We start from the raw sequence: 20,560 nt of genomic DNA, 5'->3' as shown, positions 1-20,560 counted from the left end.
CCTCACTCATCGCCGGTTGCCCTTGCCGGAGCGACGCTTCGCCGCGGCCGGCGCGCCAGGTACCGGTGCGGCGCGCAACGGACCGTGCCCTCGGGCCACCCGCACCACGGTCGTCCCCGTGCCGTCGTCGGGTCCGACGCTCAGCACCTCGGGGGCTGTCGTGATGCCCATCTGCTGCAGGGTCGCAGCTGCGGCGGCAATCTCCTCGGAGGCGCTCCGGCCCTTGATGGCGATGAGGTGTCCGCCGGTCACGACGAGCGGCAGCGCCCAGCCGTAGAGGGTCTTGAGCGGAGCGACGGCTCGCGCGGTGACAACCGCGGCGGAGAACTCACCCCGCACATCCTCAGCACGACCCCGCGCGACCGCGACCTGGTCCCGCAGGTCCAGTTCGGCGATCGCCTCACGGAGGAAGGTGTAGCGCCGCTCCAGCGGCTCGACGAGGCGGATGTGGAGGTCCGGGCGGGCGAGGGCGAGCGGAATGCCTGGTAGACCCGCACCGGAGCCGATGTCGATGACCGACGACCCCTCGTCGATGACTTCACTGAGGTAGGCACAGTTGAGGATGTGCCGGTCCCAGAGCCGCGGGACTTCACGCGGCCCGATCAACCCCCGCTCGACACCGGCCGTCGCAAGGAGCTCGCGGTAGGCGGCGGCGCGCTCAGCACGGTCCCCGAAGACGCGTGACACCGCCTCGGTCGGGACCTCGGAGGAACTCTCGGAAACGACGGAGGGCGGTGGTGTTTCACGTGAAACACCACCGCCCTCAGGCACCTCATCAGACACCCCGTCACCCTATCGGCTGACGGGAGCCTGCCTGTTCAGTCATCGTCGCCCTGTGGACCACTCTCGATGACGGTGGGGAGCACCACGACGCGACGACGGGGCTCTTCGCCTTCGGACTCGCTGAGCAGACCGGCCGCGGCCACGGCGTCGTGCACGACCTTGCGCTCGAACGCAGGCATCGGTTCGAGGCGTTCGACCGCACCGCTGGCGCGGACCCGGGCGACGACCTCACCGGCGAGGCGCACCAGGGCACCGCGCTTGGTGAGGCGGTGCCCGGCGACGTCGAGCATGAGCCGTGTGCGATCTCCGGTCTGAGCCTGGACGGCCAGGCGGGTGAGCTCCTGCAGCGCCTCGAGGACGTCGCCGCTCGCACCGACCAGCTTCTCGAGGGCAGGTGTACCGGCCTCGTCCGCGACGATCGCGACCGACGCACGGCCGTTCTCGATGTCGATGTCGATGTCACCGTCGAGGTCGGTGATGTCCAGGAGCTCTTCGAGGTAGTCGGCGGCGATGTCGCCTTCCTCCTCGAGTCGCGACTTGGCCGATCCGCGCTTCGGAGTCTCTTCCGTCGCGGCGGGGGCCTCGGTCTCTGCCACCGAGGTCTCCTCGACCGCGTCCGTCGTGCCGTTCACAGGTCCTCCTGGGTCTCGCTGTGCAGCTGGTTCTGAGGTGTTCAGCGGTTCGGGCCCTGGCTGGAGCGCGGACCGCCGGGACGGCGCTGCTCACGGCTGTCGCCGCGCTTGGGCTGCTGACGCTGCCGGCGGGCCGGAGCGTTGGTGGTGTGCTCGGCGGTCACACCGGTGCCGGACGGGCCCGACGTGTCGGTCGTGAGGACCTGACCGCGGCGAGCGGCACGACGAGCCTTGCGCTCCTCGAGCTCCTTCTCGGCCAGCGAGCCCGGGTTGGGCATGCGCCGGATCACGAAGAACTGCTGCCCCATGGACCAGATGTTCGTGGTGAGCCAGTACAGGAGGACACCGATCGGGAAGTTGACGCCGGAGACGGCGAAGATGATCGGCAGCACGTAGAGCATCAGCTTCTGCTGCTGCGCGAAGGGGTTGCCCTCCATCGATGCAGACGACGTGTTCTTCGCCATCAGCTGGCGCTGGGTGATGAACTGCGACGCCGACATGAGGATGATCATCACTGCGGTGAGGACGATCGTGTTCCACTCGTGCGTCGCCCACGACTTCATGAAGATGTCGGACAACTGGGAGCCGAAGATCGTCGCCTTGTCCGCCTGGTCGACCAGGGTCTGGTTCAACGGCCCGATGGACTTGCCCTGGCCGATGCCGTTCAGCGTGTGGAACAGCGCCAGGAAGATCGGGGACTGCAGCAGGATCGGCAGGCAGCTCGCCATCGGGTTCGTCCCCGACTCGCGGTAGAGCGCCATCATCTCCTGCTGCATGGCCTGGCGGGACGCAGGATCGTTCTTGCCCTTGTACTTGGCCTGGATCTTGCGCATCTCGGGCTGGATGACCTGCATCCCCCGCATGGCCTTGATCTGCTTCACGAAGAGCGGGATCAGCAGGATGCGGATGACGACCACGAGGCCGACGATCGACAGCGACCACGCCGCACCACCGGCGGGGTTGAACCCGATGGCCGTGAACAGGTCGTGGAAGCGCACCATGATCCACGCCACCACCCATTGGATGGGATGGAGCAGCTGGTAGAAGAAATCGATCATCGTGCGGCTTGTCCTCTCACAGGGGTCGGGCTCACGGGGCCTTCACCCGCGAGTGGCCCTTCGGCGGAACGGGGTCCACCCCACCAGGGTTCCACGGGTGGCAGCGGAGGAGTCGTCGGACGGCGAGCCAGGTCCCGACGAGAGCACCTCGGGTGCGCAACGCCTCGACGGCGTAGGCGGAACACGAGGGGTAGAAGCGGCACGTGGGGCCCAGGACGGGCGAGACGAGCAGCTGGTAGACGCGCACCAGCCCGACCAGCAGCGATGCCGGCCAGCGCAACGGGTGCCACCAGTGTCGGTCAGGCACGAGCCGTCGCCTCGACCGGGAGGAGACCCAGCCGGCGCAGGCCCTTGTCCACGTCGGCGGCGAGCTCGGCCGAGGTGGCGTCGCCGGCCGCGGGGAGCGCCCGCACGACCAGCAGGCCACCCTCGGGGGGCAGGACGACCAGTCGGGCGGACGCCAGGTGCCGCAGCCGGCGTTGCGTGCGGTGCCGGACGACGGAGTTGCCCACGGCCTTGGACACGACGAAGCCCACCCGCGTGGGGTGGGCTCGGTCGGTCGCCGTCCAGTGCAGGACCAGACGACGGGTTCCGGCACGCGTGCCGTGCTTCAGGGCGACGGTGAAGTCGTCCTTGAGGCGAAGGCGGTGCTCCGCTGACAGCACGCGGGCTGGAGGAACGGCGTCAGGCGGAGATCTGCGCGCGGCCCTTGGTGCGACGCGCCGAGAGGATGGCGCGGCCGGCACGGGTCCGCATGCGAAGACGGAAACCGTGCACCTTGGCGCGACGACGGTTGTTCGGCTGGAAGGTGCGCTTGCTCACGTCAGTACTCCAAGACTCGGGCGGGACTCGTACGGGCGGGCCCCGCCGTACTGCCGGACCGTGGACCCGGGACGAACCCGGGGACGGGCGGCGATGCGGAGCGCAATCCCCAGCAGGGTACGGTCCCGAACCGACTGCGGTCAAAGCGCGCAGGGTCCACCCGGCGACGACGGCGCGACCGCCGTCCACAGGACGCGCGAGCGGGCCCTCCAGGGGACGCCGGGAAGGTACCGTTCCCGTCAGGTCCGGTGGGAGACGACCCGCCGGGACCGCGGTCCTCGACAGACGCCGCTCCAGGCCCCGCTCGACGGGGACGGGCGTGGCAGTGGCGGCCGGACGTCGTCGGGGAGGACGCCACTTGAACAGTGGCCGTCGCGTTGTTACGGTCCCGCTCGACGTACCGACGCCCGCACCGCTCGAGGTGCTGCGACGGACATCTCGTGTGCCCCGACCGTCTTCCACAGCTGTGGACAGGGTTGTGGACGAGACCCGTCCGACGGATCCGGTACGACGGGAGAGGGCTCGAGTGGAGACCGACAGCGGGGACTTCCCCAGCGTCTGGGAACGTGCCATCGCCCAACTGGACGACAGCGTCACTCAGCACCAGCGGGCGTTCGTGCGCCTGACCCGACCCCTCGGCCTGCTCGACGGGACAGCTCTGCTCGCCGTGCCGAACGACCTCACCAAGGACGTCATCGAGCAGAAGGTCCGCGAACCGCTGACCCGCGCCCTGTCGGAGGTCTACGGCTCGGCGATCCGCCTCGCGGTCACGGTGGACCCTTCGATCGGGCAGGTGCTCACCCCGGAACGCACCGGCGAGCTCGTCGACGGTCTCGACGGGGTCCCCAGCGTGGAGCGCGAACGGGTCTCGGCCCTGCGCGGCATCGACGGTGAAGGTGATCCCGGTCGGTACTCCCGCACCGACGAGCGTCACCTGAGCGCCGTCGAGGAGGATTCCCCGCTCGACGATTCCGACCCCGACCTGCTGTTCACCGGCTACAAGGTCGACCGGGGCGCCGGAACGGGGCGCCAGGCCCCGCGGAACCGTTCCACGACGAAGATCGAGAACGCCCGGCTGAACCCGAAGTACATCTTCGAGACCTTCGTCATCGGCGCCAGCAACCGTTTCGCGCACGCGGCCGCGGTGGCCGTCGCCGAAGCACCGGCGAAGGCCTACAACCCGTTGTTCATCTACGGGGAGTCCGGACTGGGAAAGACGCACCTGCTGCACGCCATCGGGCACTACGCCCAGAACCTCTACCCCGGGGTGCAGGTCCGGTACGTGAACTCCGAGGAGTTCACCAACGACTTCATCAACTCGATCCGCGACGACAAGGCCCAGGCGTTCCAGCGCCGGCACCGTGACGTCGACGTCCTCCTCATCGACGACATCCAGTTCCTGTCGAACAAGGTCCAGACGCAGGAAGAGTTCTTCCACACGTTCAACACGCTGCACAACGCGAGCAAACAGGTCGTCATCACCTCCGACCTGCCGCCGAAGCAGTTGTCCGGCTTCGAGGAACGCATGCGGAGCCGTTTCGAGTGGGGCCTCATCACCGACGTCCAGCCCCCGGACCTGGAAACGCGCATCGCCATCCTCCGCAAGAAGGCGATCGGGGAACGCCTCGAGGTGCCCGACGACGTGAACGAGTACATCGCGTCGAAGATCTCCTCGAACATCCGTGAGCTCGAAGGCGCGCTCATCCGCGTGACGGCGTTCGCCAGCCTGAACCGGCAGCCCGTCGACATGCAGTTGGCCGAGATCGTGCTGCGCGACCTCATCCCCAACGACGAGAGCCCCGAGATCACGGCCGCCGCGATCATGGGTCAGACGGCGTCGTACTTCAGCATCACGCTGGAGGACCTCTGCGGGACGTCCCGTTCGCGGACCCTCGTCACCGCCCGCCAGATCGCGATGTACCTCTGCCGCGAGCTGACCGAGCTGTCGCTGCCGAAGATCGGTCAGCACTTCGGCGGCCGCGACCACACGACCGTCATGCACGCCGAACGCAAGATCAAGCAGCAGATGGCCGAGCGACGCAGCACCTACAACCAGGTCACCGAGCTCACCAACCGCATCAAGAAGCAAGCGGGCGCCTGACCCGACGCTGAGCCCCGACGACGACAGGTCCGGGGCTGGCACCACAGGACGTGACCGCCCCGGTCGTACCGGATCCAGCGTGGGATCCGGCGCGACCGGGCGCACGACGTGGTGGTTGCACGGCCACTCCTCCTGACGTCCACGGGCGCACCTCCGACCCGCCCGTGACGAGCTCCGACCCCTGCCCCCGCGGCGGAGCCCACGACGTCTCCAGTGGCCTCCTGACGCCGCCGCTCCGGCCGTCTGCGCCCGAGCCGTCCGCCGTGTGCTGACGCGTGCCCGCCGTCGGCCGTCGAGCCGTCCTGAGTGGGCAACCGCTCGAGGTCGCCGCTGTCCCCTCATCCCTGACGGAGAGTCGATCCGGGCGCTGTCAGACCCCCTCGGAAAAGTTCTCCACAGTTGTCCACATGCTGGGGACAGGGTTGTGGACAAAGAAGCCCACACCCGTGGACAACCCGGTGGACGAGACGTGGATCCAGCAGGGACAACCTGGGGACAGCGGTGGACAGACCGCCTCGGAAGCGCCGACCTGTGGATGACCCGGTTCGCCCGTCCCCATGCCGTCCACACCCCCGAGAGGGGGGCAAAAGGGCTTTGACCTGCGACGACGCCGAGTTGTCCACAGGGTCCACAAGGGTTACGACTACGACTGATCTATCCATGGTGAATCCCGTCAGCCCACGTCCAGTGTGGACAGGTTGTGGGGAAGTGCGGCCTGGAGGAAGACTGGGGGGCCACGAGGCCCAACCCTGTTCGAACAAGGTGTGCGGTACCCCTCGGCACGTTGATCACGCAGCGTGATCTCGCTGCAAAGGTCTTCTAGAAGTCTGGGACGACGGATCCCCCCGGCCCTGTGGAGGCGCGTGCACCGGCGTCGGCGGTCTCCACTACTGTCGGAAGCCGCTCGTCCTGCTCCCTGCCGGACGGGGGACGCGACAGAGGTTCGAGAGAAGGCGGTGCCCGGTGGAGTTGCAGGTCGAGCGCGACGTGCTGGCCGACGCCGTCGCGTGGGCAGCCAGGGCCTTGCCCTCCCGGCCTCCTGTACCCGTCCTGGCCGGTGTCCTCCTCGAGGCCACGGACGAGGGCTCCCTGAAGCTGTCGACCTTCGACTACGAGGTGTCCGCCCGGGTCGAGCTGCCGGCCGACGTCCGAACCGCAGGGCGCGTCCTGGTCTCCGGACGACTGCTCGCCGACATCTCGCGCAGCCTCCCGAACCGTCCGGTCACCCTCACCACCGAGGGCTCCAAGGTGGTCGTGACCTGCGGGGCGAGCCGCTTCACCCTGCTGACCATGACGGTCGACGAGTACCCCGCCCTGCCGTCGCTGCCGGGTTCCTCCGGTGAGGTGCCGGGAGCCGAGTTCGTCGAGGCCGTGGCGCAGGTGACCGTGGCGGCCAGCCGGGACGAGACCCTGCCGATCCTCACCGGTGTCCGGATGGAGATCGAAGGCGACCGGCTCACGCTGCTGGCCACCGACCGCTACCGCCTCGCGGTGCGCGAACTGCGCTGGAACCCGAGCAGCCCCGACATGTCCGCGGTGGCCCTGGTCCGGGCCCGGACGCTGTCCGACGTCGCCCGTTCGCTGGGCTCCACGAGTTCGCTGACGATGGCCATGGCCGACGGCAAGAGCGACCTCATCGGCTTCCAGGCCGGCGGTCGCTACTCGACCTCGCTGCTCGTCGACGGTGAGTACCCGAAGGTCCGGGCGCTGTTCCCGGCCGAATCGTCCACCCACGCGGTCGTCTCCACCGCCGCCCTGACGGAGGCCGTCAAGCGCGTGGCCCTCGTCGCGGAGCGCAACACGCCCGTACGGTTGCGCTTCGAGGACGGCGTGCTCTCCTTGGAAGCGGGTCAGGGCGAGGACGCACAGGCGACGGAGGCCCTCGAGGCCGCGCTCGTCGGTGAATCGATCGCCATCGCCTTCAACCCGCAGTTCCTGCTCGACGGCCTCGGGGCACTCGGTGCCCCGTTCGCCCGACTGTCGTTCACCCAGTCGACCCGCCCGGCGGTCCTCACCGGCCAGGCGGACCTCGAAGGGGACGACGACGACACCTACCGGTACCTGCTCATGCCGGTCCGGCTCGCCGGCTGAGCCCGGTCAGTCCACATGAGCCCGGTGTGAAGGCCGGGCACGAGAAGGGAACGTCTGGCATGCACATCGGTCTCGTCGGTCTCGGCAAGATGGGCGGGAACATGCGTTCCCGTCTGCGCGACAAGGGCATCGAGGTCACCGGGTACGACCCGAACCCCGACGTCACCGACGTCGCGAGCCTCGCGGCGCTGGTCGAGGCGCTGCCCTCGCCGCGCGTCATCTGGGTCATGGTCCCCTCGGGCAAGATCACTCGCGACACCGTCGCGAACCTGGCTCCGCTGCTCAAGGACGGTGACCTGGTCATCGACGGCGGCAACTCGAAGTGGACCGACGACGAGATCAACGCCAAGCTCCTCGCCGAGCGCGGCACCGGCTACCTCGACTGCGGCGTCTCCGGCGGCGTGTGGGGCAAGGACAACGGCTACGGCCTCATGGCCGGTGGCGCCAAGGGCCACGTCGACCTCGCGATGCCGATCTTCGACGCGCTGCGTCCCGAGGGTCCGCGCGAGGAGGGCTTCGTCCACGCCGGCGGCGTCGGAGCGGGCCACTACTCGAAGATGGTCCACAACGGCATCGAGTACGGCCTGATGCACGCCTACGCCGAGGGCTACGAGCTCCTCGAGGCGAAGGGGATCATCCACGACGTCCCGGCCGTCTTCAAGGCCTGGACCCGGGGCACCGTCGTCCGCTCCTGGCTGCTGGACCTCATGGTCCGCGCCCTGGAGGAGGACCCCAAGCTGGACAACATCCGCGGTTACGCCCAGGACTCCGGTGAGGGCCGCTGGACCCTGGAACAGGCGATCGAGAACGCCGTCCCGATGCCGGTCCTCGCGGCCGCGCTCTTCGCGCGCTTCTCCTCGCGCCAGGAGGACTCGCCCTCGATCAAGGCCGTCGCCGCGCTGCGCAACCAGTTCGGCGGGCACGCAGTGACGCAGGCCGGGCCCTCCTCGGGCACGGGCTCCGTGAACGACTGACCCTCGCGTGCACGTCGCGCACCTCTCGCTCGTCGACTACCGCTCCTACCCGAGCCTCGAACTGGACCTGCGCCCCGGGACGACGACCTTCGTCGGCCTGAACGGGCAGGGCAAGACCAACCTGGTCGAGGCCATCGGGTACGTCGCGACGTTGGACAGCCACCGGGTCTCCGGTGACGCGCCTCTCGTCCGGCAGGGGGCGGAGCGTGCCGTCGTCCGCGCTCAGCTGGAGCGCGGGGGCCGGCGGGCGCTGGTCGAGCTGGAGATCACGCCGGGCAAGGCGAACCGGGCCCGCCTCAACGGCAACCCGGTCCGCCGGACCCGTGACGTGCTCGGCGTGCTGCGCACCGTCCTCTTCGCCCCCGAGGACCTCGCCCTCGTGAAGGGCGACCCCGGCGAGCGGCGTCGCTACCTCGACGAACTGCTGGTCACCCGCTGGCCGCGGGTCGCCGGGGTGCGGGCCGACTACGACCGGATCCTGCGGCAGCGGACGGCTCTGCTGAAGTCCGCCGGCGCGGCCATGCGCTCGGGCCGGGCGGACACCCACACCCTCGACGTCTGGGACGAGCACCTGGCCACGACGGGGGCGGAGCTGTTGTCGGCCCGCCTGGCGCTGCTGGCCGACCTGCGCGCACCTGCCGACTCCGCCTACCGGTCGGTGAGCGGTGGGCAGGGCGACCTGGAGCTGGGGTACCGCTCGGCGCTGCCGTTGCTGGCCGAGGGGGTCGCCACGACCCCGGGCGGGGAGGTGCCGACGCGCGAGGAGCTGCGCGAGGGCCTGCTGGCCTCGATGGTCGAGAACCGCAAGGCCGAACTCGACCGCGGGGTCTGCCTCGTCGGCCCGCAGCGCGACGACCTGGTGCTGACCCTCGGCGGGATGCCGGCCAAGGGCTACGCCAGTCACGGCGAGAGCTGGTCGGTGGCGCTCGGCCTGCGGCTGGCGAGCTACCGGCTGCTGCTCGCCGACGACGAGATGGACGACCCCGGGGGACCGGTCCTGATCCTCGACGACGTCTTCGCCGAGCTCGACGCCGGCCGCCGCGAACGGCTGTCAGCGATCGTCGCCGACGCCGAGCAGGTCCTCGTCACGGCCGCCGTCCCCGAGGACGTGCCCGCTGCGCTGCAGGGGGAGCACGCCGACCGGGTCCACGTCACGACCGGGGTGGCGGTCCGCGGTGACTGACCAGCCCGGCGCCGAGGCCGGGGACGCGGAGAGCGAGGGCGCGGAACCGGGTCCCGAGGAGGAGCTCGACGACACCCTCGGCGCCGACCTCGCCCGCACCGCGCTGGGTCGGGCCCGCGCTGCCGCGGCGGCCAAGGGGCTGCGCCCGGGACGCGTCCCGCTGGGCGGTCCGAAGACGCGCGAGGAGTGGAAGGAGGCCCGGCGCAACACGGCCGGGCGGTCCGGAGCCCACCCCGACGCCCGCGACCCGCAGTCCCTGGACTCCACGCTGGGGCGTCTCGTCGGGGAGCGCGGGTGGGAGCAGCCCGTCGCCGTCGGCGGTGCGTTCGGCCGCTGGGACGTCGTCGTCGGCCCCGAGCTCGCCGGGCACTGCACCCCCGAGACGCTGAAGGACGGCACGCTCGTCGTCCGCGCCGAGTCGACCGCCTGGGCGACCCAGGTCCGCCTCCTCACCAGCCACCTCGTGCGGCGCCTGGACGAGGAGCTCGGCCACGGGGTCGTGACCAAGGTCGTCGTCCGCGGGCCGCAGGGGCCGTCGTGGCGCAAGGGGGGTCGCACCGCCCCGGGCGGTCGCGGACCCCGCGACACCTACGGCTGAGGAGTCCTGGCCCAGATCTGGCGCTGAAACCTCCGGCACCCCTCTCGTGTGGTCCCCCACGACAACGGGGGTCGAACCGCTCAGGGGGCGCGCTGAGGCGCGCTGAGTGAGAGGCCCTGGTCTCTTCGGGGTAGACTGTGCGGTGAACCAGGCGGTCAGAGGGCGCACGTCCTCGTACTGCTCGGCCACGTACGTCCGGCCCTGTGGGTGCGCGCCGTCCGCGGGCCGCGCCGACCGCCTCGACGCGGAGGGAGAGCACCCGCTCGTGCCAGACGAGGAACGTCCCGAGGACAGCCAGGAAGCACAGCCCGCTCCGGAGGACGCCGCGTCGCTCGCGGATGCCGTCACCCCGGACGGTCAGCCGAACCCGGAGTACGGCGCCGACGCCATCCAGGTCCTGGAGGGTCTCGAAGCGGTCCGCAAGCGTCCGGGCATGTACATCGGCTCCACCGGTGAACGCGGTCTGCACCACCTCGTCTCCGAGATCGTCGACAACTCCGTCGACGAGGCGCTCGGGGGGTACTGCGACACGATTGACGTGACCCTGCTCGCCGACGGCGGCGTCCGGGTCGTCGACAACGGCCGCGGGATCCCCGTCGACGTCATGCCGGGCGAGGGCCGGCCGGCCGTCGAGGTCGTGCTGACGGTCCTGCACGCGGGCGGCAAGTTCGGTGGCGGTGGCTACGCGGTGTCCGGTGGTCTGCACGGCGTCGGCAGCTCCGTCGTCAACGCCCTCTCCACCCGCCTCGACGTCGAGGTCTTCCGGCAGGGCTTCGCCTGGCGCCAGTCCTACGCGAACGGTGTTCCGCTGGCGCCGCTGGTGAAGGGCGAGGAGACCGATCGGACCGGGACGACGATCACGTTCTGGGCCAACGACGAGATCTTCGAGACCACCGACTACTCCTACGAGACCCTGCGCACGAGCTTCCAGCAGCGGGCGTTCCTCAACAAGGGCCTCACCCTGAACCTCACCGACGAGCGCGCCTACCCCGAGGACGACGCCGCCGAGGGCGCTGCCGACGACAAGCCGGTCCGCGCGGCGAGCTACCGCTACGACGACGGTCTCATCGACTACGTCAAGCACATCAACGCGCTGAAGAAGAACGAACCGCTGCACGACACCGTGATCTCGCTCGAGGCGGAGGACACGGAGAAGGGCATCGCGGTCGAGATCGCGATGCAGTGGACGACGTCGTACTCCGAGGCGGTCTTCACCTACGCCAACAACATCAACACCTCCGAGGGCGGGACCCACGAGGCGGGTTTCCGCACGGCGCTGACCAACCTCGTCATCGAGTACGCCCGCGCGGCGAAGCCGAAGATCCTCGAGGACAAGGACAACCTCGAAGGGTCGGACATCCGTGAGGGCCTGACCGCGATCGTCTCGGTCAAGCTGACGGAACCGCAGTTCGAGGGGCAGACGAAGACCAAGCTGGGCAACACCCTGGCCCGCACCTTCGTCCAGGCCCAGGTCCGCGAGCACCTCGGGCACTGGTTCCAGGCCAACCCCAAGGAAGCCTGGACGATCGCGAAGAAGGCGCAGGCCGCCTCGGTCGCGCGGTCCGCGGCGCGCAAGGCCCGCGAGGCGAGCCGGAAGTCGCTGCTGGAGCGCAACTCGTTGCCGGGGAAGTTGAAGGACTGCCAGTCCAACAACCCCGTCGAGTGCGAGGTCTTCATCGTCGAGGGGGACTCCGCCGGCGGTTCGGCCACCCGTGGCCGTGACCCGCGCACCCAGGCCATCCTGCCCATCCGCGGGAAGATCCTGAACGTCGAGAAGGCCCGGTTGGACCGCGCCCTGGGCAACCAGGAGGTGCAGGCGCTCATCACCGCGTTCGGTACCGGCATCGGGGACGACTTCAACCTCGAGAAGCTCCGGTACCACAAGATCATCATCATGGCCGACGCCGACGTCGACGGTCAGCACATCCGGACCCTGCTGCTGACGCTGCTCTTCCGCTACATGAGCCCCCTCGTCGAGGGTGGTCACGTGTACCTGGCGCAGCCGCCGCTGTACCGGATCAAGTGGCTGGGCGGCGCGGAGAACCATGAGTTCGCCTACTCCGACCGCGAACGGGACGTCCTCATGGAGGCCGGTCTCGCCGCCGGGCGGAAGCTCCCCAAGGAGGGGAAGACCCAGCGCTACAAGGGTCTCGGTGAGATGAACTGGGACGAGTTGTCCGAGACGACGATGGACCGGGCCCACCGGACCCTGCTGCAGGTGACCCTCGAGGACGCCGCCGCCGCGGACGCCGTGTTCTCGACGCTCATGGGTGAGGACGTCGAGTCCCGACGCAGCTTCATCCAGCGCAACGCCCGCGACGTGAGGTTCCTCGACGTCTGATGTTCCACGTGGAACCACGTGGAGCACCGACCGTCGAGACCATGACCTGAGAGGCAGAACCCGCTGTGAGCGAGAGCACCACCGAACCCCCCACCGGCGACCGGGTGGAACAGGTCGACCTGCAGGCAGAGATGCAGCGGTCGTACCTCGACTACGCGATGAGCGTCATCGTCTCGCGCGCCCTGCCGGACGTTCGAGACGGTCTGAAGCCCGTCCACCGCCGCGTCCTCTACGCGATGTACGACGGGGGCTACCGGCCCGACCGCGGGTACTCCAAGTGCGCCCGCGTCGTCGGCGACGTCATGGGTCACTACCACCCGCACGGTGACACCTCGATCTACGACGCCCTCGTCCGGCTCGCCCAGGACTGGTCGCTGCGCTACCCGCTCGTCGACGGTCAGGGGAACTTCGGGTCGCCCGGCAACGACCCGGCCGCGGCCCCGCGCTACACCGAGTGCCGGATGGCGCCGCTGGCCATGGAGATGGTCCGCGACATCGACGAGGAGACCGTCGACTTCTCCCCGAACTACGACGGCCACACCACCGAACCCGACGTCCTGCCCAGCCGGTTCCCCAACCTGCTGGTCAACGGTTCCGCCGGCATCGCGGTCGGCATGGCGACCAACATCCCGCCGCACAACCTGCGCGAGGTCGCCGACGGCGCGAAGTGGCTGCTGGACAACCCCGAAGCCTCCGACGACGAGCAGACGGCCGCGCTGCTGCAGCGCATCAAGGGCCCGGACTTCCCCACCGGCGCACTGATCCTCGGCCAGCGCGGGATCCAGGACGCCTACCGGACCGGCCGCGGCTCGATCACGATGCGCGCCGTCGTGGAGGTCGAGGAGATCCAGGGCCGGACCTGCCTCGTCGTCAGCGAACTGCCGTACCAGGTCAACCCGGACAACCTCGCGGAGAACATCGCGAACCTCGTCCGCGATGGCCGGCTCACGGGCATCGCCGACGTGCAGGACCACACGTCCGGTCGCACCGGTCAGCGCCTGGTCATCATCCTGCGCCGCGACGCCGTCGCGAAGGTCGTGCTGAACAACCTCTACAAGCACACCCAGCTGCAGACGAACTTCGGCGCGAACATGCTGGCGCTCGTCGACGGCGTGCCCCGCACGCTGCCGATCACCGCGTTCCTGAAGCACTGGATCACCCACCAGCTGGAAGTCATCCAGCGCCGCACGCGGTTCCGGCTGCGCAAGGCCGAGGAACGCGCGCACATCCTGCGCGCGCTGCTCAAGGCCCTCGACGCCATGGACGAGGTCATCGCGCTCATCCGCGCCAGCGCCACCGTCGAGATCGCCCGTGACGGCCTGATGGAACTGCTCGACATCGACGAGATCCAGTCCCGCGCGATCCTCGAGATGCAGCTGCGCCGCCTCGCCGCGCTGGAACGTCAGCGCATCACCGACGAGTACGACGAACTCATGCGCGCGATCGAGGACTACAACGACATCCTCGCCCGGCCGGAACGTCAGCGGCAGATCGTGGCCGACGAGCTGGCCGAACTCGTCGAGCGCTACGGCGACGAGCGCAAGACGCAGATCCTGCCCTTCGAGGGTGACATGACCGTCGAGGACCTCATCCCGGTCGAGGACGTCGTCGTCACCGTCACCCGCGGTGGGTACGCCAAGCGCACCAAGACCGACCTCTACCGCGCGCAGCGGCGGGGTGGGCGCGGGGTGCGCGGTGCGAGCCTGCGCGAGGACGACGTCGTGGAGCACTTCTTCACGACGACGACCCACCACTGGTTGCTGTTCTTCACCAACCTGGGTCGGGTCTACCGGGCCAAGGGCTACGAACTGCCCGAGGGCGGCCGGGACGGACGCGGGCAGCACGTCGCGAACCTGCTGGCCTTCCAGCCGGGCGAGAAGATCGTCGCCGTCCTCGACATCGAGGACTACGAGCAGGCGCCGTACCTGGTGCTCGCGACCCGGGGCGGCATCGTCAAGAAGACGAAGCTCTCCGAGTACGACTCCAACCGCTCGGGTGGTCTCATCGCCATCAACCTCCGCTCCCACGCCGGGGCCGAGGGCGAGGAGGAGGTCGACGACGAACTGTTCGGTGCGACCCTCGTCAGCGAGAACGAGGACCTGTTCCTCGTGTCGCGCAAGGGGATGAGCGTCCGGTTCGAGGCGACCGACGAGAACCTGCGCCCCATGGGCCGGGCCACCTCCGGGGTCACGGGGATGAAGTTCCGCGGCGACGACGAGCTGCTCGCGATGGCCGTCGCCCGCGACGACCTCTACGTCTTCGTCGTCACCGAGCACGGGTACGCGAAGCGCACCGCGATCGCTGAGTACCGCAAGCAGGGGCGCGGTGGTCTCGGCATCAAGGTCGCCAAGCTGACCGACGAACGCGGTGACCTGGTCGGGGCGCTCACCGTCGCCGAGGACGACGAGGTGCTCGTCGTCATGCAGGCCGGCCGCGTCGTGCGCTCCCGCGTCGACGAGGTGCCGGCCAAGGGCCGCGACACCATGGGTGTCACGTTCGCCAAGCCGGAGAAGGGCGACAAGATCCTCGCCGTCGCCCGCAACGTCGAGCGGGTGATCGACGTGGAGCTGGGAACGGACGACACCGACGGCGCCGACGACGGCGCCGACCCCGTCACGGGCGAGCCGGACCCGGACATCGCCGGCTCCGGGGACGACCTCGCAGCCGCCGAAGGGGTGGATGAGCTGCCGAACGGTGGAGCACCTGTGCAGGAACCGGCGAACGACCCTGTGGGTGGGGCAGTCGATGGCGTACCGTCGCCGGAGGCCTCGGACAGCGAGGACGAACCCGGAGGTGACGAGTGACCCCCGCCGAACGCGCGACCGCGTCGTCGGCCCAGTCGGCCAGTCAGGCCGCTAGGTCCGCGACGTCCTCGGCAGGACAGCCCTCAGCAGCACAGGCGACCACCGCGGGACAGGCTCAGGCCCGTCCCCGCAGCGGCGTGGACTCGGTGCCCCGTCGGGTGCGCTTGACGTTGGCGCGGGTCGACCCGTGGTCGGTGACGAAGCTGTCGTTCCTGCTGTCGGTGGCCGTCGGGATCGCCCTGGTGGTGGCGACCGCCGTCATCTGGAGCGTGCTGAACGGGATGAGCGTCTTCACCGACCTCAACGGCCTGCTCAAGGACGTCGTCGGCAACGAGGTGAAGTTCAACCTGCTCGACTACGTCGGGTTCGGCAAGGTCATCTCGCTCGCCACGGTCATCGCCGTCGTCGACGTCGTGCTGCTCACGGCGCTGTCGACGATCATCGCCTTCCTCTACAACGTCTCGTCCGCGCTGGTCGGCGGGTTGCACGTCACCCTGTCCGACGACTGAATCCCGGTTCGGAGCACGGCCCCGAGTCGGGTAAGGTTGACGATGCCGCGCGCGCAGAGCGGGTGGCATGAGGGCCTATAGCTCAGTTGGTTAGAGCGCTTCCCTGATAAGGAAGAGGTCGGAGGTTCAAGTCCTCCTAGGCCCACCCTGGAACCCCCGGAGATCCTTCTCCGGGGGTTTTCTCATGCCCGCGGTGAGTGTGCGGTGCACCCTGGGACGATGACGACGTCGTTCCCCCGGCTGCTGCACACCGTCCTGGACACGACCGACGCCCGCGGCCTCGCGGAGTTCTACCGGGAGCTGCTGGGGCTGCGCTACCGCCCGGGCGACGAGGGGACCGGGCCGGCGCAGTGGCTCGTCCTCCTCGACGACGACGGTGCGCGGGTCCTGGCCTTCCAGCAGGTCGAGCAGCTCGCCCGCAGCACGTGGCCGGCGGGTGACGTCCCGATGCAGGTGCACGTCGACTTCACCGTCCCCGACCGGGCCGCTCTGGAGCACCACCACGCCCGGTCGCTGGCCCTGGGCGCGCAGGTGCTGCTGGACCGCACCGACGATCCCGAGGAACCGCTGTACGTGCTCGCCGACCCGGCGGGTCACCCGTTCTGCCTGTTCGTGGGGTGAGGGGCTCGGTGCTCGCGACACTGGTGTGACGTGGGGTGACTCACGGTAAGTTGTTGGGGTGGAGGCACGGCTGCTGGCGACCGCGGCGCACGTCAGGGCACTCGTGGAGAGTCACAGCGCGGGCGACGACGTGCGGTTCCGTGCTGCCGTCGCCGAGGTCCTCGAGAAGGCCGGGCGCTCCCAGGAGGTCGAGGAGCTGCGCGGGTTGCTCGAGACCCGCCGGGCCAGCGTCCGCCCGCAGGCGCCCCCGCAGTCGGCCGCGCCGTCCTCGGTCGCCCAGCCCCGCGGAGAGCTCGCCCAGGTCCTCACCGTCTCGCTGCCCACCGTCGGGTTGGCCGACCTCGCCCTCGGCAGTGACGTCATGGCCCGCCTGCACCGGGTCCTCACCGAACAACGACACGCGGGCACGCTGCGGGCCAAGGGGTTCGACCCGCTGCGCAAGCTGCTCCTCACCGGCCAGTCCGGGACGGGCAAGTCCATGACGGCCGAGGTCCTGGCCGCGGAGCTCGCCCTGCCCGTGTTCGCGGTCCGCCTCGACGTCTTCGCCGACCTCGCCGCCGAGGACGCCATCGCGAAGCTGTCCCTGGTCTTCGACCTGCTGGCCCAGAGCCGCGGCGTCTGCCTCTTCGACGACGTCGACGCCCTCATCGACCCCGACGGCGGTGAGCGCAGCCGCTCCCGGTTGCGTGACGTGCTGCGCGCGTTCACCGGGATGCTGGAACTCGACGCCTCGGCCAGCGTGCTCGTCGTCACGACGAACCGTCCGCAGCTGCTCGACCGGCCGGTGCTGCGCCGCTTCGACACCGTCATCGACTACCCGCTGCCGAGCACCGGTGTCGTGCAGGAGATCGTGCTGCGCCGGCTGCGCGGGTTCGACCTGAGCACCGTGGAGTGGCCCCGGGTCGCCTCGACGGCCAGCGGACTGAGCCACGAGCAGGTGGCGGCCGCGGCGGCGCTGGCCGCCAAGCAGTGCATCCTCGACGGCGCGCCGCAGGTCGAGACGGGTGCGCTGCTGGCGGCGCTGCGCGAACGACGGCAGATGCTCAAGATGGCTCCGTGAGCCCCTCGTGAGGACCCGGTTCGAGGTCCTCGTCGTCTGCACGGCCAACATCAGCCGCTCACCGATGGCCGCTGCCCTGTTGCGCCACCACCTGGGCGCGCGGTTCGGCGAGGCCGCCGCGACGATCCGGGTGACCTCGGCCGGGACGATCGCGCTGGTCGGCGAACCGACCGACCGTGCCGTGGCGGAGGTGCTGCGTGCGCTGCGGCGTCCCGTCCCCGAGCCGACCCCGGCCCGCCAGGTCGACCCGCAGCTCGTCAGCGCGGCCGACCTCGTCCTGACCATGACCCGGGACCAGCGCGCGCACGTGATCACGACCGTCCCGCCCGTGCAGCGGCGCGTGTTCACCGTCCTGGAACTGGCCCGGATCTCCCGCCGCCTCGGTGAGGACCACCGGCTGCCCGCGAGCGCCGCCCCCGCCGCCGGTCTGCGCTCGCTGGTGACCGCGGCCCCCGCCTGGCGCGGGCCGACCGCCCCCCGGGACCAGGCCTCCGACGACGTCGCCGACGTGCACGGGCAGAAGATCGAGGAACAGCTCAAGGCCGGGCGTCGCCTCGACGAGGCGTTCGCGGCGCTCGTGGCCGCGTTGCCCGCACCTCCGGCCTGATCCACCGGCCGTCGGGGCAGCTTGGTCCGCCGCTCGCCCCGGGCCCGCAGCGCTTCGAAGACGCACTCGTCGACGCCGAACGTGGTCAGCACCAGCACCTGCGAGGTCGGGTGCTCCGCCGTGATGCGCCGGGTCGCTTCGGTGCCGTCCGTCCCGGGCATCCGGACGTCCATCAGGACGACCTCGGGGGGCAGGTCCGTCTCCGTGGGTGAGGTGGGGGGTCCGTGCTCCCTGTGCAGCGGACCCAGCACGCTACGAACGTCCTGGAGCGCTTTCCGGACGGCCCGCGATCACCCGCCGATGCGCGCGCGGCCGCGGACCGCGGAGTCGACCAGGTTGTCCAGGGGCAGGGGCCGCGCACCGGCGACCGCCTCGATCCACTGCTGGGTGGTGGCGACCGCGGCGAAGTTGGAGTGCAGCAGGACCATGAGGGTCTCGTGCAGCACCGACGCGGGGACGTGGCCGACGGCGTTGTCCAGGTCGATCGCCCCGCTGGCGTCGGAGAGGACCTCGGCGGAGAACCCCAGGCCCTCCGCTTCCACGGCGCTGGCCAGGTCGCAGTTGTTGGTCATGAACCCGACGATCGTCACGGTGTCGACCTCGCGTTCGCGCAACCGGTCCGCGAGGCTGGTGCCGGCGAAGACGCTGCCGAAGGACTTGCTGATCCGCTCGTCCCGGGGGTCCGTGACCGCGAGGAGGTCGGGGTGCAGGTCGAAGCCGGGGGACCCGGCCGCGAAGATCGGTGCTCCGGCGGGCATGGCGTGCTGGACGACCACGATCGGCACGTCGTGCGCCCGGGCGGTCTCGACCGCGCGGACGACGTTGGCCAGCGCGTCCTCGGGTGCGGGGTGCTGGATCGTCAGGGGACCGCTGAAGTACTCCTGCTGGACGTCGACGACGACGAGGGCGCGGCGGGGGGAGGTCATGGTCGCTCCTGGTGAGGTGGTCGTGGGGGCGTGGTGATTGCTCTGAGCTTCCCGGTGGGGACGGCCCCACGCTACCGCCAACTCACGTCAAGACAAGCATTCTTCCGTGAGACGCAGTGCCTGTTCAGGCGGGTGCACCGGTCCGGCGGGCGTAGGAACGTGCCGCCCGGACCCGGTCGCCGCAGCGCGTGGAACACCACTGCCGCCGGCCGTGGGTGCGCAGCATGAAGCGGTCGCACGGCGCGGCCGCGCAGGTCGCCAGCAGGGTGGCGTCGGCGCCGGTGAGCACGTCCACGACGTCGGCGGCGATCGCGGCCATGGCGTGCTCCACGACCTGGGTCGCCGGGTGGGTCAGCTCGCTGGTGAACCCGGCCGGAGACCCCCACCGCAGCAACCGCACCGCCGGCGTGCGGGTCAGGGCGTCGTTCAGCGCCTCCACCGCGCCGGCGGACGGTGCCTCGCCGGCGAGGGCCGCCGACAGCAGGTCCCGGACCGCGTCGCGCAGAGCGGTGAGCCGGTCGGCGCAGTGACGCTGCAACTGCGCGTCGCGGGGGGCCAGGTCGTGAGCGATGAGCCAGGCGGTGGCCGCGGCGGGGGTGGGCAGCAGCTCGACCACCTCGTGACCGGCGCCCCCCCGACCGGCGACGCGCAGCGTGCTGTTCGCGAGCTCCAACCCCACGTGGGCCGCGGTACCCGGCGCCGGCGGCAGCGGCGGGGTGGGCGCGATCAGTGGTTCAGGCACCGGTTCACGCTAACACCGCCGATCGTCCGTGAGAGGAGCGGTGGAGTCGGTGCCCGGGTGTTCGTGGTCCCGCGCTCCGCAGCGGCAGCCGCGCAGGTCGTCGACCGCTCCAGGGTGAGGACGTGGACGGGCTCGCTGCTGCCGCCGGGGTGCTCCCCGCCTTCGTGATCGTCGGGCTCGTCGTGTGGTTCACCACCCGGCGGGCGAACGCTGCCGCGGCCGGGGCGCAGGACGACTCCTCCCGTCCCGGCTGAGCCGGACTCCGCCGAGCTCACGTCGAGGGCAGCGGGGGAGTGTCGTAGCGCTGCTGAGCGGCGAGCAGTTCCTCGGTGTGGGCGCCGAACCAGGTCAGCAACCCGCACAGGGGCTCGGCCATGCTCAGCCCGAGGTCGGTGAGGGAGTAGGTCACCTGCGGCGGGGTGGTCGCCTCCACGTGCCGGTGGACCAGCCCGGCGCGGGCCAGCGCCTTCAGGTTCTGCGACAGCATCTTCTGGCTGATGCCGCCGATCTTCTGGTGCAGCGCGGAGAAGCGGTGCGGGCCGGTGATCAGCGCCGCGACGATCAACGTCCCCCAGCGCGTCAAGACCTGGTCGGCGATGGATCGGGAGGGGCACCGCGCCTCGAAGGTGTCCCCGGCGAGCAGGCGGTACGCCGACGCCAGCTCCGGGCTCGCGGTCGGGCTGGTCACCGTCATGGAAGCAGCTTACG

21 protein-coding genes, 1 tRNA gene and 1 pseudogene are annotated in these 20,560 nt (G+C 70.4%); 13 read left to right on the top strand and 10 right to left on the bottom strand.

All coding sequences use genetic code 11. The features are described 5' to 3' along the window. Window positions 1-6: 6 nt before the first annotated feature. From rsmG to rpmH, 6 genes are all read right to left on the bottom strand, one after another. The gene (rsmG, locus tag AC0I8G_RS06405) at window positions 7-771 is read right to left on the bottom strand and encodes a 16S rRNA (guanine(527)-N(7))-methyltransferase RsmG (protein WP_471729226.1); all 765 of its coding nucleotides are present in this window, start codon (window positions 769-771) and stop codon (window positions 7-9) included. A gap of 47 nt (window positions 772-818) precedes the next feature. Then, window positions 819-1,379, bottom strand: a complete 561-nt coding sequence (locus AC0I8G_RS06400; RefSeq protein WP_471729225.1) for a Jag family protein — start codon at window positions 1,377-1,379, stop codon at window positions 819-821. A gap of 77 nt (window positions 1,380-1,456) precedes the next feature. Then, window positions 1,457-2,473 carry a membrane protein insertase YidC gene (yidC, locus tag AC0I8G_RS06395; protein WP_380259512.1) on the bottom strand — a complete coding sequence of 339 codons (1,017 nt, stop codon included), beginning with the start codon at window positions 2,471-2,473 and terminating at the stop codon, window positions 1,457-1,459. A gap of 31 nt (window positions 2,474-2,504) precedes the next feature. Then, a complete protein-coding gene (gene yidD, locus AC0I8G_RS06390) occupies window positions 2,505-2,780 on the bottom strand; it encodes a membrane protein insertion efficiency factor YidD (protein ID WP_380259511.1) in 276 nt (91 codons plus the stop codon). Then, window positions 2,773-3,138, bottom strand: coding sequence for a ribonuclease P protein component (gene rnpA / locus AC0I8G_RS06385; protein WP_328293683.1), 366 nt, complete (start codon window positions 3,136-3,138; stop codon window positions 2,773-2,775). The genes yidD and rnpA overlap by 8 nt, the downstream gene beginning before the upstream one ends. 19 nt (window positions 3,139-3,157) lie before the next feature. Next, complete coding sequence (rpmH, locus tag AC0I8G_RS06380; protein WP_012085693.1) at window positions 3,158-3,295, bottom strand: 50S ribosomal protein L34; 138 nt, start codon at window positions 3,293-3,295, stop codon at window positions 3,158-3,160. A gap of 526 nt (window positions 3,296-3,821) precedes the next feature. On the opposite strand from rpmH, the gene dnaA reads away from it, so the two are divergent. From dnaA to AC0I8G_RS06320, 12 genes are all read left to right on the top strand, one after another. Continuing rightward, the gene (gene dnaA / locus AC0I8G_RS06375; RefSeq protein ID WP_380259509.1) at window positions 3,822-5,396 is read left to right on the top strand and encodes a chromosomal replication initiator protein DnaA; all 1,575 of its coding nucleotides are present in this window, start codon (window positions 3,822-3,824) and stop codon (window positions 5,394-5,396) included. A gap of 963 nt (window positions 5,397-6,359) precedes the next feature. After that, a complete protein-coding gene (gene dnaN, locus AC0I8G_RS06370; protein WP_328293685.1) occupies window positions 6,360-7,487 on the top strand; it encodes a DNA polymerase III subunit beta in 1,128 nt (375 codons plus the stop codon). A 26-nt stretch (window positions 7,488-7,513) separates the two neighbouring features. Then, window positions 7,514-8,461 carry a phosphogluconate dehydrogenase (NAD(+)-dependent, decarboxylating) gene (gene gnd, locus AC0I8G_RS06365; protein ID WP_328293686.1) on the top strand — a complete coding sequence of 316 codons (948 nt, stop codon included), beginning with the start codon at window positions 7,514-7,516 and terminating at the stop codon, window positions 8,459-8,461. A gap of 7 nt (window positions 8,462-8,468) precedes the next feature. Next, window positions 8,469-9,644 carry a DNA replication/repair protein RecF gene (recF, locus tag AC0I8G_RS06360; protein WP_328293687.1) on the top strand — a complete coding sequence of 392 codons (1,176 nt, stop codon included), beginning with the start codon at window positions 8,469-8,471 and terminating at the stop codon, window positions 9,642-9,644. Further along, window positions 9,637-10,242, top strand: a complete 606-nt coding sequence (locus AC0I8G_RS06355; RefSeq protein WP_471729189.1) for a DciA family protein — start codon at window positions 9,637-9,639, stop codon at window positions 10,240-10,242. The genes recF and AC0I8G_RS06355 overlap by 8 nt, the downstream gene beginning before the upstream one ends. A 265-nt stretch (window positions 10,243-10,507) precedes the next feature. Beyond that, the gene (locus AC0I8G_RS06350; RefSeq protein ID WP_380259506.1) at window positions 10,508-12,583 is read left to right on the top strand and encodes a DNA topoisomerase subunit B; all 2,076 of its coding nucleotides are present in this window, start codon (window positions 10,508-10,510) and stop codon (window positions 12,581-12,583) included. Window positions 12,584-12,648: 65 nt separating this feature from the next. Beyond that, a complete protein-coding gene (gene gyrA / locus AC0I8G_RS06345) occupies window positions 12,649-15,387 on the top strand; it encodes a DNA gyrase subunit A (RefSeq protein WP_471729188.1) in 2,739 nt (912 codons plus the stop codon). A gap of 137 nt (window positions 15,388-15,524) precedes the next feature. Then, window positions 15,525-15,896 (top strand): DUF3566 domain-containing protein, encoded by a 372-nt coding sequence (locus tag AC0I8G_RS06340; protein WP_471729187.1) that lies wholly within the window; start codon window positions 15,525-15,527, stop codon window positions 15,894-15,896. Window positions 15,897-15,967: 71 nt separating this feature from the next. Beyond that, window positions 15,968-16,041, top strand: a tRNA-Ile gene (locus AC0I8G_RS06335). A 74-nt stretch (window positions 16,042-16,115) separates the two neighbouring features. Then, window positions 16,116-16,517: a VOC family protein gene (locus AC0I8G_RS06330; protein WP_471729186.1), complete on the top strand. Its 402-nt coding sequence runs from the start codon at window positions 16,116-16,118 to the stop codon at window positions 16,515-16,517. Window positions 16,518-16,575: 58 nt separating this feature from the next. After that, complete coding sequence (locus tag AC0I8G_RS06325) at window positions 16,576-17,577, top strand: AAA family ATPase (RefSeq protein WP_471729185.1); 1,002 nt, start codon at window positions 16,576-16,578, stop codon at window positions 17,575-17,577. Window positions 17,578-17,584: 7 nt separating this feature from the next. Then, the gene (locus tag AC0I8G_RS06320) at window positions 17,585-18,184 is read left to right on the top strand and encodes an arsenate reductase/protein-tyrosine-phosphatase family protein (RefSeq protein ID WP_471729184.1); all 600 of its coding nucleotides are present in this window, start codon (window positions 17,585-17,587) and stop codon (window positions 18,182-18,184) included. Between the two features lie 41 nt (window positions 18,185-18,225). Here the strand turns inward: AC0I8G_RS06320 and AC0I8G_RS06315 are convergent. The 3 genes and pseudogenes from AC0I8G_RS06315 to AC0I8G_RS06305 form a co-directional block, all read right to left on the bottom strand. Next, window positions 18,226-18,378 (bottom strand): annotated as a pseudogene (locus tag AC0I8G_RS06315) (response regulator); the annotation flags it as partial. 96 nt (window positions 18,379-18,474) lie between these two features. After that, entirely contained in the window at window positions 18,475-19,110 is a 636-nt protein-coding gene (locus AC0I8G_RS06310; protein WP_471729183.1) for an isochorismatase family protein, read from the bottom strand. A gap of 124 nt (window positions 19,111-19,234) precedes the next feature. Beyond that, window positions 19,235-19,852 carry a CGNR zinc finger domain-containing protein gene (locus tag AC0I8G_RS06305; protein ID WP_471729182.1) on the bottom strand — a complete coding sequence of 206 codons (618 nt, stop codon included), beginning with the start codon at window positions 19,850-19,852 and terminating at the stop codon, window positions 19,235-19,237. Window positions 19,853-19,974: 122 nt separating this feature from the next. On the opposite strand from AC0I8G_RS06305, the gene AC0I8G_RS06300 reads away from it, so the two are divergent. Continuing rightward, window positions 19,975-20,106: a hypothetical protein gene (locus tag AC0I8G_RS06300; RefSeq protein WP_471729181.1), complete on the top strand. Its 132-nt coding sequence runs from the start codon at window positions 19,975-19,977 to the stop codon at window positions 20,104-20,106. Between the two features lie 17 nt (window positions 20,107-20,123). On the opposite strand, the gene AC0I8G_RS06295 is transcribed toward AC0I8G_RS06300, so the two are convergent. Then, window positions 20,124-20,546: a winged helix-turn-helix transcriptional regulator gene (locus tag AC0I8G_RS06295; RefSeq protein WP_471729180.1), complete on the bottom strand. Its 423-nt coding sequence runs from the start codon at window positions 20,544-20,546 to the stop codon at window positions 20,124-20,126. Window positions 20,547-20,560 lie beyond the last annotated feature (14 nt).

The sequence above is a fragment of the Kineococcus sp. AC630 genome (assembly GCF_979255925.1).
The sequence above is the reverse complement of the archived record's forward strand: the minus strand, read 5'-3'. Positions and strand labels throughout refer to the sequence as shown.